This window comes from Trueperaceae bacterium, from assembly GCA_031581195.1.
Lineage (GTDB): Bacteria > Deinococcota > Deinococci > Deinococcales > Trueperaceae > SLSQ01.
This window is the reverse complement of sequence record JAVLCF010000008.1, coordinates 19,927-34,308: the sequence shown is the minus strand read 5'-3', so window position 1 is coordinate 34,308 and position 14,382 is coordinate 19,927. Positions and strand designations below refer to the sequence as shown.

12 protein-coding genes are annotated in these 14,382 nt (G+C 71.2%); 4 read left to right on the top strand and 8 right to left on the bottom strand.

Annotated features, from left to right (window positions below; translation table 11 throughout):
• The 7 genes from RI554_01605 to RI554_01575 all read right to left on the bottom strand — a co-directional run.
• Window positions 1-978: LacI family DNA-binding transcriptional regulator (locus RI554_01605; protein MDR9390707.1), on the bottom strand; the 978-nt coding region annotated here is incomplete at its 3' end.
• Window positions 975-2,984 carry a beta-galactosidase gene (locus RI554_01600; GenBank protein MDR9390706.1) on the bottom strand — a complete coding sequence of 670 codons (2,010 nt, stop codon included), beginning with the start codon at window positions 2,982-2,984 and terminating at the stop codon, window positions 975-977. The genes RI554_01605 and RI554_01600, both read right to left, overlap by 4 nt.
• Before the next feature lie 91 nt (window positions 2,985-3,075).
• Window positions 3,076-3,906, bottom strand: coding sequence for a carbohydrate ABC transporter permease (locus RI554_01595; protein ID MDR9390705.1), 831 nt, complete (start codon window positions 3,904-3,906; stop codon window positions 3,076-3,078).
• A complete protein-coding gene (locus RI554_01590) occupies window positions 3,903-4,805 on the bottom strand; it encodes a sugar ABC transporter permease (protein ID MDR9390704.1) in 903 nt (300 codons plus the stop codon). The genes RI554_01595 and RI554_01590 overlap by 4 nt, the downstream gene beginning before the upstream one ends.
• A gap of 67 nt (window positions 4,806-4,872) precedes the next feature.
• Window positions 4,873-6,135 carry an extracellular solute-binding protein gene (locus RI554_01585; protein MDR9390703.1) on the bottom strand — a complete coding sequence of 421 codons (1,263 nt, stop codon included), beginning with the start codon at window positions 6,133-6,135 and terminating at the stop codon, window positions 4,873-4,875.
• 215 nt (window positions 6,136-6,350) lie between these two features.
• Window positions 6,351-7,439: a LacI family DNA-binding transcriptional regulator gene (locus tag RI554_01580; GenBank protein ID MDR9390702.1), complete on the bottom strand. Its 1,089-nt coding sequence runs from the start codon at window positions 7,437-7,439 to the stop codon at window positions 6,351-6,353.
• A gap of 14 nt (window positions 7,440-7,453) precedes the next feature.
• Complete coding sequence (locus RI554_01575; protein ID MDR9390701.1) at window positions 7,454-8,845, bottom strand: alpha-glucosidase/alpha-galactosidase; 1,392 nt, start codon at window positions 8,843-8,845, stop codon at window positions 7,454-7,456.
• Window positions 8,846-8,994: 149 nt separating this feature from the next.
• Between RI554_01575 and RI554_01570 the strand changes: the two genes are divergently transcribed.
• The 4 genes from RI554_01570 to RI554_01555 all read left to right on the top strand — a co-directional run bounded on the left by RI554_01570 (window position 8,995) and on the right by RI554_01555 (window position 13,475).
• The gene (locus RI554_01570) at window positions 8,995-10,245 is read left to right on the top strand and encodes a sugar ABC transporter substrate-binding protein (GenBank protein MDR9390700.1); all 1,251 of its coding nucleotides are present in this window, start codon (window positions 8,995-8,997) and stop codon (window positions 10,243-10,245) included.
• Between the two features lie 118 nt (window positions 10,246-10,363).
• Entirely contained in the window at window positions 10,364-11,245 is an 882-nt protein-coding gene (locus RI554_01565) for a sugar ABC transporter permease (protein MDR9390699.1), read from the top strand.
• On the top strand, window positions 11,242-12,069 hold the full coding sequence (locus RI554_01560) for a carbohydrate ABC transporter permease (protein ID MDR9390698.1): 828 nt from the start codon (window positions 11,242-11,244) through the stop codon (window positions 12,067-12,069). The genes RI554_01565 and RI554_01560 overlap by 4 nt, the downstream gene beginning before the upstream one ends.
• Before the next feature lie 53 nt (window positions 12,070-12,122).
• A complete protein-coding gene (locus RI554_01555; protein ID MDR9390697.1) occupies window positions 12,123-13,475 on the top strand; it encodes a sulfatase-like hydrolase/transferase in 1,353 nt (450 codons plus the stop codon).
• 12 nt (window positions 13,476-13,487) lie between these two features.
• Here the strand turns inward: RI554_01555 and RI554_01550 are convergent, their stop codons facing one another.
• The gene (locus tag RI554_01550; GenBank protein MDR9390696.1) at window positions 13,488-14,111 is read right to left on the bottom strand and encodes a S24 family peptidase; all 624 of its coding nucleotides are present in this window, start codon (window positions 14,109-14,111) and stop codon (window positions 13,488-13,490) included.
• Window positions 14,112-14,382: the final 271 nt, after the last annotated feature.

The following is a 14,382-nucleotide window of genomic DNA, read 5'->3' as shown; positions in this document are numbered from 1 at the left end:
GGTCGCGGGGGGGTCCCCCTCGATGCGGTGGATGAGGCGTTCCGCGGCGGCGCGCCCCATGGCGACCGCGGGGAGGCGGACGGTCGTGAGGGGCGGGTTGGCGTGCGCCGCGAGGGGGATGTCGTCGAACCCGGCGACCGCGACGTCCTCGGGGATGCGGAGGCCCGCCTCGCGCAACGCCGTCATCGCGCCGAAGGCGACGGTGTCGTTGCCGGCGAAGACGGCGTCGGGCGTGACGCGCGCCAGGAGCCGCCGCATCGCGGCGTACCCGGAGTCGGCGGAGAAGGCGGCGGGCTCGACCCAGCTCGGGTCGGGGTCGAGGCCGGCCGCCTCGAGCGCGTCGCACCAACCCCGGCGTCGCCGCGCGACGCTGTGGTGCGCGAGGGGTCCGTAGGGGAGGTGAGCGACCCGCGTCCGACCGAGCGTCGTGAGGTGGTCGGTGACGGTGCGCGCGGCGGCGAGGTTGTCGACGTCGACGTCGACGCGGGACGCCGCCGCTTCGTCGCCGGCGTGCCCGATCACGACGACGGGGTAGCCCTCCTCGATCAGGCGGGGCAACGCCCGGTCGTCGGCGCGGGGGTCGAGGACGATGAGCCCGTCGATCTGTTTGCCGCGCACCAGTTCGCGGTACGCCGACGGGTCGGTGACGTCCTCGAGCGCTTCGACGAGGACGCGAAAGCCGCGCGCGCGGGCGGCGTCGTTGAGGCTGTACAGGGCGCGCGGGACGAACGCGTCGGTCCGGAGGTTCTCGGCGTAGGAGATCACCAGGCCGATCGTGCGGGCGCGGCCCGACGCCAACTGGCGGGCGGCGGCGGAGGGCACGTAGCCGAGGTCCTTCGCCGCCTCCAGCACGCGGAGGCGCGTCTCCTCCGCGATCGTGACGTTGGTCGCGCCGTTGAGGACGACCGAGACGGTGCTGCGCGACACGCCGGCGCGACGCGCGACCGCTTCGCTGGTCGGGCCGCGCCGCGTGCTCACCCCGGGTCGACCTCCACGGCGTCCAGCGCGGGGATCGTGACGCCGTCGATCGTGTGGGCTGCGTCGCCGAAGTTCAGCCACCAACGTCCGGCGCGACGCACGTCGTCGGGGAGGGGACGCGTGGCGACGCCGGCCGCCTCGAGCCAGGGGCGCAGGAGGGTGCGGAGGGCGTCCGCCTCCAGCCAGGCGCCGAGCAGCGACGCTTCGCCGTCGCCGTGCCGGCGCGCGACCCAGGCGGCGGCCCCGCGGTAGGCGGGGTCGTGGTACGTCGCGCGCACCTCGCCGTCCGCGTCCGCCTCGAGCAGGTCAGCCCAGGTGCCGTAGGGGTACGTCGCGCCGTCCGCCTCGAGGGTCCGGGTCACGCCGGGCCGGAGGCCGTCGATGCGGGTGACGCGCCCGCCGACGAGGGGGCGGAGCGGTCCGGGGGTGGGGGCCTGCGCGACGCCGGTCGGGGTGCGCGCCCCGCTGCGCGGCCCGAACAGCAGCCGTCCCCCCTGCCGCACGTACGCCTCGAAGGGGGCGACGATGGCGTCGCCCACGAGCTGCATCGCCGGCGCGACCACGGCGGCGTAGGGCGTGAGGTCGCGGCCGCCGTCGGCCGCCGGCACGCCCAGCTTCTTCTTCGGCACCAGGTCGACGTCGAGGTCGAGGCCGCGCAGGGCGGCGTAGTAGCCGAGGACCTGCCCCCAGTAGGTGAAGCCGGCGGTGTGCGGTTGGATCTCCGACGCCCACAGGTCGTCGTAATCGAACACGATCGCGACCGGTGCCCGCGGCGTCGCGGCGGCGGCGAGGCCGGCGGCGACGTCGCGGGCGGCGGCGCTCGCCGTACCGCTGCGCGGCGCACCGACGTCGTCGGCGACGCGGCCGGCCTCCTCGAACGCCTGGTCGGGGGTCGCGTCGTGCCGCAGCAGGCCGGCGTGGTTCGTTTCCTGCGCGCCGACCGCCGCCCGCCAGCGGAACCACGACACCATCTCCGCGCCGTGCCCGAGGCCCTGCAGCGTCCAGAGGCGGACGGCGCCGTCGGCGGGGAGCGGGTTGGAGGGGGCCCAGTTCACCTGGCCGGGCTGTTGCTCCATCACCCAGTGCGGGACGTCCTTCAGCCCGCGGTAGAGGTCGTGACTGAGGGCGACGAGGTCGGGGTGGCCGGTCCGCAGGTAGCGCGCCTTGGTGTCGGCGTCGAACGGCGACTCCTCGAGCTGGCCGAGGGGGTAGTTGTCGAAGGCGATGACGTCGAGCCCGTCGGCGAGGTCGACGTGGTCGTAGTCGGGGAAGATCATCATGGAGTTGTGCACGATCGGCGCGTCGGAGTGGCGGCGGATCGCGCTGCGCTGCAGCGCGTCGTAGGCGACGACGCCGTCGGAGGCGAAGCGGCGGTAGTCCAGTTCGTGGCTGGGGTTCGCTTCGGTCACCGCTTGGCCGGGGAGTTCGACCTCGTCGAAGCTGCGGTAGGTCTGACTCCAGAACGTCGTCCACCACGCTTCGTTGAGCGCGTCGACGGTGCCGTAGCGGGCCTCGAGCCAGGTGCGGAAGTCGGCGCGGCAGGTGTCGCACCAGCAGCGGGTGGTGTCGTGGCAGCCGTACTCGTTGTCGGTCTGCCAGGCGGCGAGCGCCTCGTGGCGGCCGTAGCGTTCGGCGAGGGCGCCGACGATGCGTTCGGTTTCGCGGGCGTACGTGCGGCTGCGGAAGCAGTAGTGGCGGCGCGAACCGAACCCGCGGACGCGGCCGTCGCGGCCGACGGGGAGGACGTCGGGGTGCGCGTCGATCAGCCACTTCGGGGGCGTGGGGGTGGGGGTCCCGAGGATCACGCCGAGCCCCGCGTCGGCGAAGACGTCCATCGCTTCGTCGAGCCAGGCGAAGTCGTAGCGGCCGGGGTCGGGTTCGAGGAGGCTCCAGGCGAACTCGCCGATGCGGACGCGTTCGATGCCGCGCTCGCGCATGGCGGCGGCGTCCTCGCGCCAGCGGTCGCGGGGCCAATGGTCGGGGTAGTAGCAAACGCCGAGGGTCACGGGTCGGTCCTTTCGAGGCCGCGCGGGGGCGGGTCGAGGTCGGGCGGGGGGCCGGGCGGGGCGGCGTGGGGGGCCGCCCCGTGGCGCGGGGTCAGTCCTTCACCGCTCCCGCGGTGATGCCGGCGATGAAGTAGCGCTGCAGCCAGAGGAACAACAGCAGGAAGGGCAGCGTGGCGATGGCGGTGCCGACCATGATGCCGCCCCACGAGACGCGGGTCAGGCCGACGAGGGTGCCGAGGGCGACGGGAATGGTGTAGGCGTCCTTCTGCGAGAGGATCAACAGCGGCCAGAAGTAGTCGTTCCACTGGAACAAGAACAGCACGATCGCGACGGCGGCGAGGGCGGGCCGCATGATCGGCAGCACGATCTGCGCGAAGATGCGCAGTTCGCCGGCGCCGTCGATGCGCGCCGCCTCGAGCAGGTCGCTGGGGACCGAGAGCATGTTCTGGCGCATGAAGAACACGCCGAGCGGGTAGGCGATCCACGGCAGGATGATCGCCCACCAGGTGTTGGAGAGCCCCATGTCGCGCGCGACGAGGAGGTACTGGGGGATCGCGCGGACCTCGAAGGGGATGGTCAGGGCGGCGATCACGATCGTGAACAGTACGCCGCGCCCGACGAAGCGGAACTTCGCGAAGGCGTACCCGGTCATCGCGGCGATCAACGTCGCGACGCTGGTGAAGATGATCGAGATGCCGATCGAGTTGATCATGACGCGCACGAAGTCGAGGTCGGCGTTGAGGTCGCGCCAGTTCTCCGCGAGGTGGGTGCCGGGCAGCAGGGTCGGGGGGGCGGCGAGGATTTCGGCGTTGGGGAGCGTCGCGGCGATCAGCATCCAGGCGATCGGTGCGAGGAACAACAGCGCCAGGGGGAGCAGCAGCGCGTGCAGGGCCAGGCTGCGCAGGAGGCGGTCGCGCTTCATCGCTCGACCTCCCGCCCGCCGACGAGGCGGATCTGGAGCAGCGAGAAGATCGCCGCGATGATCGCGACGCTGTAGGCGATCGCGGAGGCGTAGCCGAAGTTGAAGCTCCGGAAGCCCTGCTGGTAGAGGTACGTCACCAGCGTCTCGGTCGCGTTGCCCGGTCCGGTGGTGGTGATGAGCCACGGCTCCGTGAACAGCTGCAGGGTGCCGATGGTGGACAGCACGAACGTGAAGAGCAGGACCGGGCGCAGCATCGGGATCGTGATGAGGAAGAAGCGCTGCACGCCGGTCGCGCCGTCGATCTTGGCGGCCTCGTACAGCGTCGCGGGGATCGACTGCAGGCCCGAGAGCAGGATGACGGCGTTGTAGCCGGTCCAGCGCCACGTCATGGCGATCATGATCGTCACGAGCGCGGGGGTGCTTTCGTAGAGCCAGGAGACCGACGGCAGGCCGATCGCGGTGAGGCCGTAGTTGAGGACGCCGTACTGCTCGTTGAAGATGAGGCGGAAGACCGCGGAGTATGGCACCGCGCCGAGCACGAGCGGCGCGAAGAAGGCGAAGCGGAAGAAGCCCTTGAACCTCAGCAGGTCGCTCGAGAAGGCGACCGCGAGCAGCGTGGCGAACGCCAGCATGATCGGGACCTGCACGACCAGGATGAGCATCGTGTTGCCGAGCGCGTTCCAGAAGTACTCGTCCTGCACCAGCCGACCCCAGTTGAAGTCCCAGTCGAGCGTCCAGGGGCGCTGGCGCGTGTTGAGGAAACTGAGGACGAACGAATAGGCGATCGGGTAGACCCAGAAGATCGCGAAGAGCGCGAAGAAGGGGGTCAGGAAAAGATAGGGGGTCGCGCGGCGGCGCCAGGGGCGACGGCGGGGGGCGGCGGCGGGCTCTGGCGTCATGCCGGTCCTTTCGGGCCGAGGGGTGGAGGGCGCCCCAGGGGCGCCCTCCACGGGGTCGGGCGGTCGCTCAGTCCGCGATCGGCAGACCGGTGCTGGCCGCGATCTGGTCGGCGGCGGCCTCGAGCGCCGCTTCGGCGCTGGCGTACTCGCCGTCGAGGTAGTCGTTGACCGTGACGATCATGACCTCGCGGGCCTCCTGGAAGTACTGGGTGCCGGCGACGGCGGGGACGTCCCCGAGCGTGCCGAGGATGTCCTCCCAGATCGCCTGGCCCCCGAAGAACTCGACGCCCTGCTCGAGGGCGGGGTCGCCCTGCAGCGAGAGCAGCGACGGGGTGAGGCCGTACTCGAACAGGATCTCGAGCTGGTTCTCCTCGTCGGCGAGGGCGTTGGTGATGAAGTCGTAGGCGAGGTCGGGGTGGTCGCTGCTCGCGGGGATGGCGAGCGCGCTGCCGCCGAGGTTGCTGGCGCGGACGCCGCCCTCTTCGAGCGCGGGCGTGAGGTAGACGCCCCACTCGCCGGCCTGGTCCTCGGGCATGTTGGCGATCAGCGTGCCGGAGTACCAGCTGCCGAAGAAGGAGCTGGCCTGCGCGTCGTTCTGCAGGAACTGGATCTGCTCCGACCAGCCGGCGGGGTGCAGGACGCTGGCGTCCCAGACGTTCTTCATGGTCTCCATCGCCTGGACGCAGCCGGGCTGCGTGATGGTGATTTCGGTGGCGGCCTGGTCGAAGTAGAAGCAGCCGGCCTGGTTGGCGAGCATGCGGAACCACTCGTCGTCGGCGCCCTTGCCGATGGCGCCCATCTTGACGTTGCCGTCGAACGCGGTGTTCATCTGCGCACCGGCGTCGATGAAGTCGGCCCAGGTCTCGATGTCGGCGGGGTCGACGCCGGCCTGTTCGTACAGGTCGCGACGGTAGAAGATCGCGGTGGGGCCGGAGTCGTACGGCACGGCGTGGATCGCGTCGCCGACCGTGAGTTCCGCCCACTTGAAGTCGGGGAACGCGGGCCGGAGCTCGTCGGCGCCGAGGGTGGTGAGGTCCACGAAGCAGTCGGGGAACTGCGACCAGAAGACCTCCGCCTCGTTGTTCTCGACGAGGTAGATGTCGGGCATGTCGAGGCCGCCCGCGGCGCAGCCGGCGAGGCCGCGGTCGTAGACGTTCTGGTTCCCGAGGTCCTCGACGACGACGTCGACGCCGGGGTGCATCTCCTGGAAGCTCTCGATGGTGCTCTCGAGCGCAGGCTTGTTGATGTCCCACACCCACGCGGTGAGCGTTTGGGCGCTGACGGCGGTCGCGGTCAGCAGGGCGAGAAGGGTCAGGGCGACTCGATGCATGTCCACCTCCTGGAGGACGAGAACGGGGGTCCGAATGCGGGCGCATCCAGGACACCACGGGCGGGGGGCCGCACGGGGTGCGGATCCGTCCTGGGGCCTCGGGGGCCCGATTCGGGCACGCGAAACGGGACTAACGCGTGTTAGGTCACGATAGTCGCACGTCATCGACCTGTCAACGCCCCGCCGCGGCGGGGCGTTGGCATCGACGGACGGGGTCAGGTGGGCGGGGGTCCGGCGGACGGGGGATCGACGCCGCACGAGCGGCGCACGACCAGGGGGGTCGGCATGCGGATCTCGCGGCGTTCCGGCGTCTCGCCGGCCAGCAACGACAGCAACGTCTCCATCGCCCGCTCCCCGGCGGCGACGGGGTCGGTGCGGACCGTCGTGAGGGCCGGGCGGAGCTGCGCGGCGAAGGGCAGGTCGTCGAAGCCGACGACCGCGACGTCGTCCGGCACCGCGAGGCCGGCGTCGGCCAGCGCCGCCATCGCGCCCAGCGCCACGGTGTCGTTCCCGCACGTCACCGCGTCGAGGTCGGGGCGGCGCGCCAGCAGGCGCGCCATGGCGTCGGCGCCGCTGGCGGCGCTGTAGCCGGTCTCCTCGACGAGCGCCTCGTCGTAGGCGACCCCGAACCCCTCGAGCGCCGCGCGGTAGCCGGCGAGGCGCGCGTCGGTGCCCGACCGCCCGCGCGGCGAGAAGGTGAGGTGCGCGACGCGCCGTCGCCCCCCGTGAAGCAGGTGCTCCGCGGCGCGGCGCATGCCTGCGGCCTCGTCCGAGACGACGCGGTACGGGTCGGCGCCGGGCACCGTCCCGAGGGTGACGATCGGCGTCCCGTCGGCGATCCGTCGCGCCAGGTTGGCGTCGCCGTGCCGGGGGTCGAGGACGACGAGGCCGTCGAGGCCGCGCGCCTGGATCATCCGCAGGTACGGGTCGTCGTCCTCCGCGGCGGGCGCCCCGTCGTCGCCGGCGACCGCGTCGATGCCCTCGACCTGCACCGTGTAGCCCGCGCGCCGCGCGACGTGGTTGAGGCCGTAGAGGAGTTGCGGCACGAAGGCGTCGACCAACAGCAGGTCCGCGCGGAGCATCACAAGGCCCAGCGTCTTCGTTTCGCCGGTCACCAGGCTGCGCGCGGCGGCGGAGGGCAGGTAGTCGAGCGCCCGGGCGACGTCGAGGACGCGGGCGCGCGTCGCGGCGCTGATGGCGGCGCCGGGCGTCTCGTTGAGGACGAACGAGGCGGTCGTCGGCGAGACGCCGGCCCGGTGGGCGACCTCCTTCAGGGTCGTGCGTTTGCGTCGAGAGCTCGTCATGCGCGCCCGTCCGCTCAGCCGCGCAGGGCCTCGGGGATCCTGTCCCCGTGCGCGTCGAGGAGGGCGTCGACGAGCGCACGGATCTGCTTCAGGTCGAGTTCCGAGGCGGTGTGCGGGTCGAGCATGGCGGCGTGGTAGACGTGCTCGCGCTCGCCGGTCAGGAGCGCCTCGACGGTGAGCCGTTGCACGTTCACGTTCGTCTGCATCAACGCCGCGAGGTGCGGCGGGATGCGCCCGATGCGGGTGGGTTGCACCCCCTGCGCGTCGACGAGGGCGGGCACCTCGACGCAGGCGTCGTCGGGGAGGTTCTCGATCAGCCCGCGGTTGGGGACGTTGCCGTAGATGCGCGTGGGCGTGTCGGTTTCGACCGCGTGGAGGATGCGGGCGCCGTACTCCGCGCTGCGTTCGACCTCGTGGAGCGAGGCGAACGCCTCGACCGAGGCGTCGACCATCGTCGGCATCAGCGGGGTCGCCTCCAGCGTCGCGCGGAGCGCGTCCGGGTCCTGCGATCCGGGCGCCTCGAGCTCGCGCTCGATGAAGTCCCAGCTGGCGAGGCCGGCCTGGGAGCGGTAGAGGTACTCGTCGAGCGGGATGTTGTAGGTCTCGAGGAGGTCCTCGCGACCGGCCTTGATGAACCAGGGGACGTACTCCGCGAGGTGCTCGCTGGACTCGGTCACGAAGTACCCGAACTGCTCGAAGAGCTCGTAGCGCACCCGGTTGTGGTCGGGCATCCGGCCCTCCTCGAGGACGCGGCGGAGGTCGGGGTAGAGGTCGCGGCCGGCGTGCTCGAGCTTCAGGAAGAAGGCGACGTGGTTGATGCCGGCGACGAGGTAGTCGAGTTCGTCGGCGGGCAGGTCGAGGTCGGCGGCGAGTTCGCCGGCGGTGTGCGGGACGCTGTGGCAGAGGCCGACGGTGCGGACGGTCGTGGCGCGGTCGAGCGCCATGCAGTTCATCGCCATCGGGTTGACGTAGTTGAGGTGCAGCACGTCGGGGGCGAGGCGCTCCATGTCGCGGGCCATGTCGAGCAGCACCGGCACCGTGCGCAGCGCCCGCATGATGCCGCCCACCCCGAGGGTGTCACCGATCGTCTGGCGCAGGCCGAAGCGCTTGGGGACCTCGAAGTCGATCACGGTGGAGGGCTCGTAGCCGCCGACCTGGATCATGTTGATCGCGTAGTCCGCGCCGTCGAGGGCGCGCTCGCGGTCGGTGGTCACCTCGAACGTCGGGTGCGCGCCGAGCGTCTCCGCGACGCGTCGGCCGACCCGGTGCGAGAGGGCGAGGCGGTGTTCGTCGACGTCGTGCAGCGCGAGCGTCGATTCGGCGAGTTCGGGGTGGGCGAGGATGTCCCCCATCAGGTTCTTGGCGAAGACGGTGCTTCCGGCACCGAGGAAGGCGATCTTGGGCATGCGGACTCCGTTCGTTGGGTGGGTCGGCGAGGGGACGGCCCCGCGCGGGGCCGTCGTCGCAGCGATGCGGAGTCTATCAGCACCACGTTGACAGGTAAAAGCCTTTAGTGATACGACTGCCGTGTTCGACAAACGGAGAGGAGAGGCGTATGACCATCGCGACCCTTCGCATGCTCGCCGCCGCGACGCTGGTGCTGCTCCTGCAGTCGGCCGTGGCCCAAGACACCTTCACCATCTACTGGAACAACAACCACGTCTACGACGCGTACCAGGAGGTCATCGACGACTTCGCCGCCGACCACGGCGTCGAGGTCGACCTGCAGACCTTCGCCTGGCCCGACATGCGCACGAAGTTGCTGACCGACTTCTCCGCCGGCCAGGGCCCCGACCTGCTCGAGGTGCCCGCGACCTGGATCACCGAGTTCGCCGGCCTGGGCGCTCTGCGCGACGTCACCGACGACATCGCGGCGTGGGACGAGAGCTCGGATTGGTTCGAGGGCACCTGGACCGAGGTGACGCTCGACGCGCGCCGCTACGGCCTCAAGCTCCACCACACCGCGCTGGCGCTGTTCTACAACGAGGACCTGTTCGAAGAGGCCGGCCTCGACCCCACCGACCCGCCGGAGACGATGGCCGAGTTCTACGCCACCGCCGAAGCGCTCGACGCGGCGCTCGGGCCGGACGTGGCGGCGTTCGGGTTCGACACCGACCCCGGCTACGTCATGCCGTTCTTCGCCTCGGAGGAAACGCCGTTCCTGATCGAGGACGGGGAGATCGCCATCGACACGCCCACGATCCGCGAGACGCTGCAGACGCTGCAGGACGTCTCCGCCAACGGCTGGGCGCTGCGCCCCGAGCCGGGCGCGGCGTACCAGGCGACCCGCCGCTCGTTCTTCGAGCAGCGCGTCGCGATGATCCTCTCGGGCCCGTGGGACATCGCCAACCTCGAGAGCCTCGAGTCCGACTTCGACTACGGCATCTCCCCCGTGCCGCGCGTCGACGGGGCGGGCGCCCTGTCGACGGTCGCCGGGACCGCCGTCGCGATCCCCGACGACGCGGAGCACCCCGACCTCGCGTGGGACCTCATGCAGCGCCTGACGTCGGTCGACGTCGAGGTCGCCGCGACCCTGGAGACCGGCATGATGATGCCGCGCGCCTCCTGGGCGGCCGACCCGCGCCTCGAGGGGGTGCCCGGCGTCGCGGAGTTCACGCCCATCCTGGGCGCCGCCTCCCCGTTCGACATCGCCGCGCGCAACCTGGGCTTGGGCGACATCACGCCGGGCGGCGACGTCTTCGAGCAGCTGTACCAGACCGTCGTGTACGCCCGCGGGGACGTGGACGACGCGCTCGACGCGTACGTCCGCGAATCGAACCGCCTGATCGAACGCGCCTCCGACTGAGCACGGATGCGCCCACCGCCGGCGGGAGGAGGCACCCCCTCCTCCCGCCGGTACGCTGCGGACCCACGGACCGCCTCCCCTGCGTCGCGGGCCGGGAATCGGGAGCGCCGAACCGGGCATGAAGCAACGTCACCGCCGGTATCTGACCGGGTATCTCTTCCTCGCGCCGGCCCTTCTCTCGCTGGCCGTCTTCACCTTCGCGCCGTTCGCCGTCGGCTTCTACAACAGCCTGCACGCGGGGTTCGGCAGCAACCTCGATTTCGTCGGGTTCGAGAACTACCGCTACCTGTTCGAGAGCCCCCGCTTCTGGAACGCGCTGCGGGTCACGGTGGTCTTCACCGCCAGCTACTCCGTCGTCAGCATCGCGCTCGGGTTCCTCGCCGCGTACGCGCTGGACGACCGGGGGATCCGCTTCAAGCCGATCTTCTCGAGCGTCCTCATCCTCCCCTACGTCGTCACGCCCGCCATCGCGACGCTCGTGTGGCAGTACATGTTCAACGCCGACTTCGGCATCCTGAACGGGGGGCTGGCGGCGCTGGGGCTGACCCCCGTCGCCTGGCTGCAGACGCCGACCGGGGCGATGGTGTCGCTGGTCGTGGTGCAGGTGTGGTTCACGCTGGGCTACAACATGCTGCTCTTCGCCTCGGGCCTGCGCTCGATCCCCCGCACCTACTACGAGGCCGCGGAGATCGACGGGGTGGGCACCTGGAACAAGATCCGCCACATCACCCTGCCGCTGCTGGTGCCGACGATCGTCTTCATCGGGGTGTTGTCGTTGATGGGCGGCTTCGTGCACTCCTTCGTCCTGGCGCAGATCCTGACCGGGGGTGGGCCGTTCCGGGGGACCGAGGTGTTGATGCTGCTGATCTACGAGACCGCCTTCGAGAGCTTCGACGTGCCCATGGCGAACGCCATGACGATCGTGATGTTCGCGCTGCTGTTCGCGCTGTCCTACCTGATGAACGTCTGGCAGGAACGCGCCTACCAGGGGGTCGAATGAGGCGGCTGCGGCGGAACGCCGGCCGCATCGCGGCGCACGTGGGGCTGGCGTTGCTCTCGCTGGTCGTGCTGTTCCCGCTGGTGTACGTGGTGCTGCTGTCGTTCCAGACGATCCAGGAGGCGTCGTCGATCCCGCCGACCCTGATCCCCGCCGCCTTCGATTTCGAGAACTACGCGCGGGTGTTCGAGCGCCTCGACGTGGTCGGCCTGTTCACGAACTCGGCGATCTACACCGTGTCGACGACGGCGATGGTGCTGGTGACGTCGACGCTGGCGGCGTACGCGACGACGAAGATCCGCATGCCGGGCCGACGCCTGGTGCTCGCCCTGTTCGTGGGCAGCATCCTCGTGCCGCCCGCGGTGCGGACCATCCCGCTCTACACGATGATCGCGGGCTGGGGTTGGGTCGACACGTGGGCGGGGTTGGCGCTGCCGCTCACGGCGACCGGGTTCGGGTTGTTCTTCATGAACCAGTTCATGCTCACGATCCCCGACGAGGTGGTCGAGGCGGCCCGCATCGACGGGGCGGGCGAACTCACGATCGTGGCGCGCGTCATCGTGCCGCTGGCGCTGCCCGGCATCGCGGTGTTGGGGCTGTACAACTTCATGTTCCGCTGGAACGACTACCTGTGGCCGCTGGTGGTGACGCGCCAGGAGTGGCAGACCCTGCCGGTGGGCGTGACGCTGTTCAAGTCGTCGCAGCAACTGATCACCTGGAACCTGATCGCGGCCGCCGCGGTCGTGACGCTCCTGCCGGTCATGGCGTTGTTCTTCGCGCTCCGCGAGCGCATCATGGACGGCATCGCCATCCAGGCGGGCAAGTAGGCCCCGTCCGCGGGGTTGCCCCGCCTCGGCGGGGGGAACGGAGAGGGACGAGCATGCGCGAAGGTGCGAAACGACCCAACGTCGTGGTGTTCTTCACCGACCAGCAGCGCTGGGACACGACCGGCGTCCACGGCCACCCGGGGGGCCTGACCCCGGAGTTCGACGCGATGGCGCGCGAGGGGACGCACGTGGCGCGGTCGTTCACCGTGCAGCCGGTGTGCGGGCCCGCCCGCGCCTGCCTGCAGACCGGCCTGCACGGGACCGAGCACGGGTCGTTCACGAACGGCGTCCATCTGGACCCCGACGTGCCGACGTTGGGCGACCGCTTCGCGGAGGCGGGCTACGACACCGCCTACGTCGGCAAGTGGCACCTCGCGTCGCGCGACCCGGTCCCGGAGGCGGAGCGCGGGGGCTACGCCACGTGGCGGGCGGCGAACGTCCTCGAGTTCACGTCGGACGCGTACGCCACGACGGTGTTCGACGAGGACGGGCGGCCGCGGCACCTGCCCGGCTACCGCGTCGACGCCCTCGCCGACGAGGCGATCCGCTACCTCGCCGAACCCCGCGAGGCGCCGTTCTTCTTGTTCACGTCGTTCCTGGAGCCGCACCACCAGAACCACCGCGACGACTACCCGGCCCCGCGCGGGTACGCCGCGCGCTACGCCGACGCCTGGCGCCCGCCCGACCTGGAGGCGCTCGTCGGCAGTGCCCCGCGGCATCTGGCGGGGTACTACGGCATGGTGAAGCGCCTCGACGAGGCGTTGGGGCGGGTGCGCGACGCGTTGCGGAGCCTCGATCTCGAGCGCGACACGGTGGTGCTGTTCACGTCGGACCACGGCAACCACTTCAAGACCCGCAACGACGAGTACAAGCGGTCCTGCCACGAGGCGTCGATCCGCGTGCCCACCGCGCTGGTCGGGCCCGGCTTCGACGGCGGGGGGCGCATCGAGACGCTGGTCGGCATCCCCGACCTCACCGCGACGCTGCTGGACGTCGCGGGCATCGCGCCGCCCCCGGGGATCCGGGGGACGTCGCTGCGCGATCCCGCGCTTCGCGCGCGGGCGGGGACCGATGCGGACGAGCTGTTCGTGCAGATCAGCGAGGACGTCGTGGGGCGGGCGCTCCGCACCCGCCGTTGGAAGTACGGCGTGGATGCGCCGGACGCCGACCCGACCGGCGATCCCGGCGCCGAACGCTACGAGGAACGGTTCCTGTACGACCTCGAGGCGGACCCGTACGAGCTGGAGAACCTGGCCGGCCTGGACGCCTTCGCGGACGTCGCCGCCGACCTGCGCGCCCGCCTCGTGGCGCACGTCGAGGCGGTGGAGGGGCGGACGCCCACGATCGTGCCGGCCGCCTCGAGACCGGCCGTGCAGCGGAGCCCGGACCTGCCGACCTACCCCTGACGTCGGGGCACGTCAGTCGTCGTGCACGGCGAGCGCGTCGACGACCGGCCCGCGCAGCAGGCCCCGGTAGACGCCCTCCACCTCGAGGTCCGCGGCGGGGTGCTCCTGGGTGGCGTAGGCGTCGTTGTGGGGGCGGAGCGCCCACCGCCCGGCGCCGAGGTCGTCGAGGTACTTCAGCGTGACGTCGTCGTCGCCGACCCGCACGGCGCAGATCTCGCCGGAGCGGCGGGTGGGGCGTTTCTCGAGGAGCACGACGTCGCCGTCCTGGATCAGGTCGGCCATGCTGTCGCCGCGGACGCGCAGGGCGAATCCGCGGTCGTGCAGGCCGGGGAGGGGGAGGTAGCCCTCGGCGTCCTGGACCGCTTCGGCGAGCGGTCCGGCGGGGATCGCGCCGAGGATGGGGACCCCGGTCGCCGCGGCGGGGAGGTGCAGGTGGGGGGAGCGGCCGCGCCCGCGGCTCTCGAACGTCAGCCAGCCCTTGTCGTGGAGCGCCTCGAGGTGTTGCTTGAGGCTCACGTAGTGGAGGTCGAGGTCCCGCGCGAAGGAGGCGAGGTCGGGGGTGACGCCGTGCCGCGCGACGTGGTCGCGGAGGCGTTCGTAGATGCGGGTCTGCGCGGGGGAGAGCGGCCTCGACATTGCCTCAAATGCTAAGGTATCGGCCCGCGCGCGTCAAGCGCTCCGGGGGGCGGCGGATGAGAACCGGGCACGTGAACGGATTCACGTGCAGGGCCCAGAAACGTCGTCCTGGACGGCATTCGGAACGATTCCGAGAAACGTGGCCCGCACCACGAATGTGAAAACGGTGAGAAATCCCCACCAGCACGGGGAAAATGCCTTTACAGAATCCCGGGTGGGGTGCTATAGTTTTTGTAGTGCCCGGCGGGGACCGTCCCCGCCCCCACGTCGA

Bases quoted from the DNA above. Each gene is read 5' to 3' on its own strand.
- RI554_01595 (MDR9390705.1), bottom strand. From the start codon at position 3,906: ATGAAGCGCGACCGCCTCCTGCGCAGCCTGGCCCTGCACGCGCTGCTG.
- RI554_01590 (MDR9390704.1), bottom strand. From the start codon at position 4,805: ATGACGCCAGAGCCCGCCGCCGCCCCCCGCCGTCGCCCCTGGCGCCGC.
- RI554_01585 (MDR9390703.1), bottom strand. From the start codon at position 6,135: ATGCATCGAGTCGCCCTGACCCTTCTCGCCCTGCTGACCGCGACCGCC.
- RI554_01580 (MDR9390702.1), bottom strand. From the start codon at position 7,439: ATGACGAGCTCTCGACGCAAACGCACGACCCTGAAGGAGGTCGCCCAC.
- RI554_01575 (MDR9390701.1), bottom strand. From the start codon at position 8,845: ATGCCCAAGATCGCCTTCCTCGGTGCCGGAAGCACCGTCTTCGCCAAG.
- RI554_01570 (MDR9390700.1), top strand. From the start codon at position 8,995: ATGACCATCGCGACCCTTCGCATGCTCGCCGCCGCGACGCTGGTGCTG.
- RI554_01565 (MDR9390699.1), top strand. From the start codon at position 10,364: ATGAAGCAACGTCACCGCCGGTATCTGACCGGGTATCTCTTCCTCGCG.
- RI554_01560 (MDR9390698.1), top strand. From the start codon at position 11,242: ATGAGGCGGCTGCGGCGGAACGCCGGCCGCATCGCGGCGCACGTGGGG.
- RI554_01555 (MDR9390697.1), top strand. From the start codon at position 12,123: ATGCGCGAAGGTGCGAAACGACCCAACGTCGTGGTGTTCTTCACCGAC.
- RI554_01550 (MDR9390696.1), bottom strand. From the start codon at position 14,111: ATGTCGAGGCCGCTCTCCCCCGCGCAGACCCGCATCTACGAACGCCTC.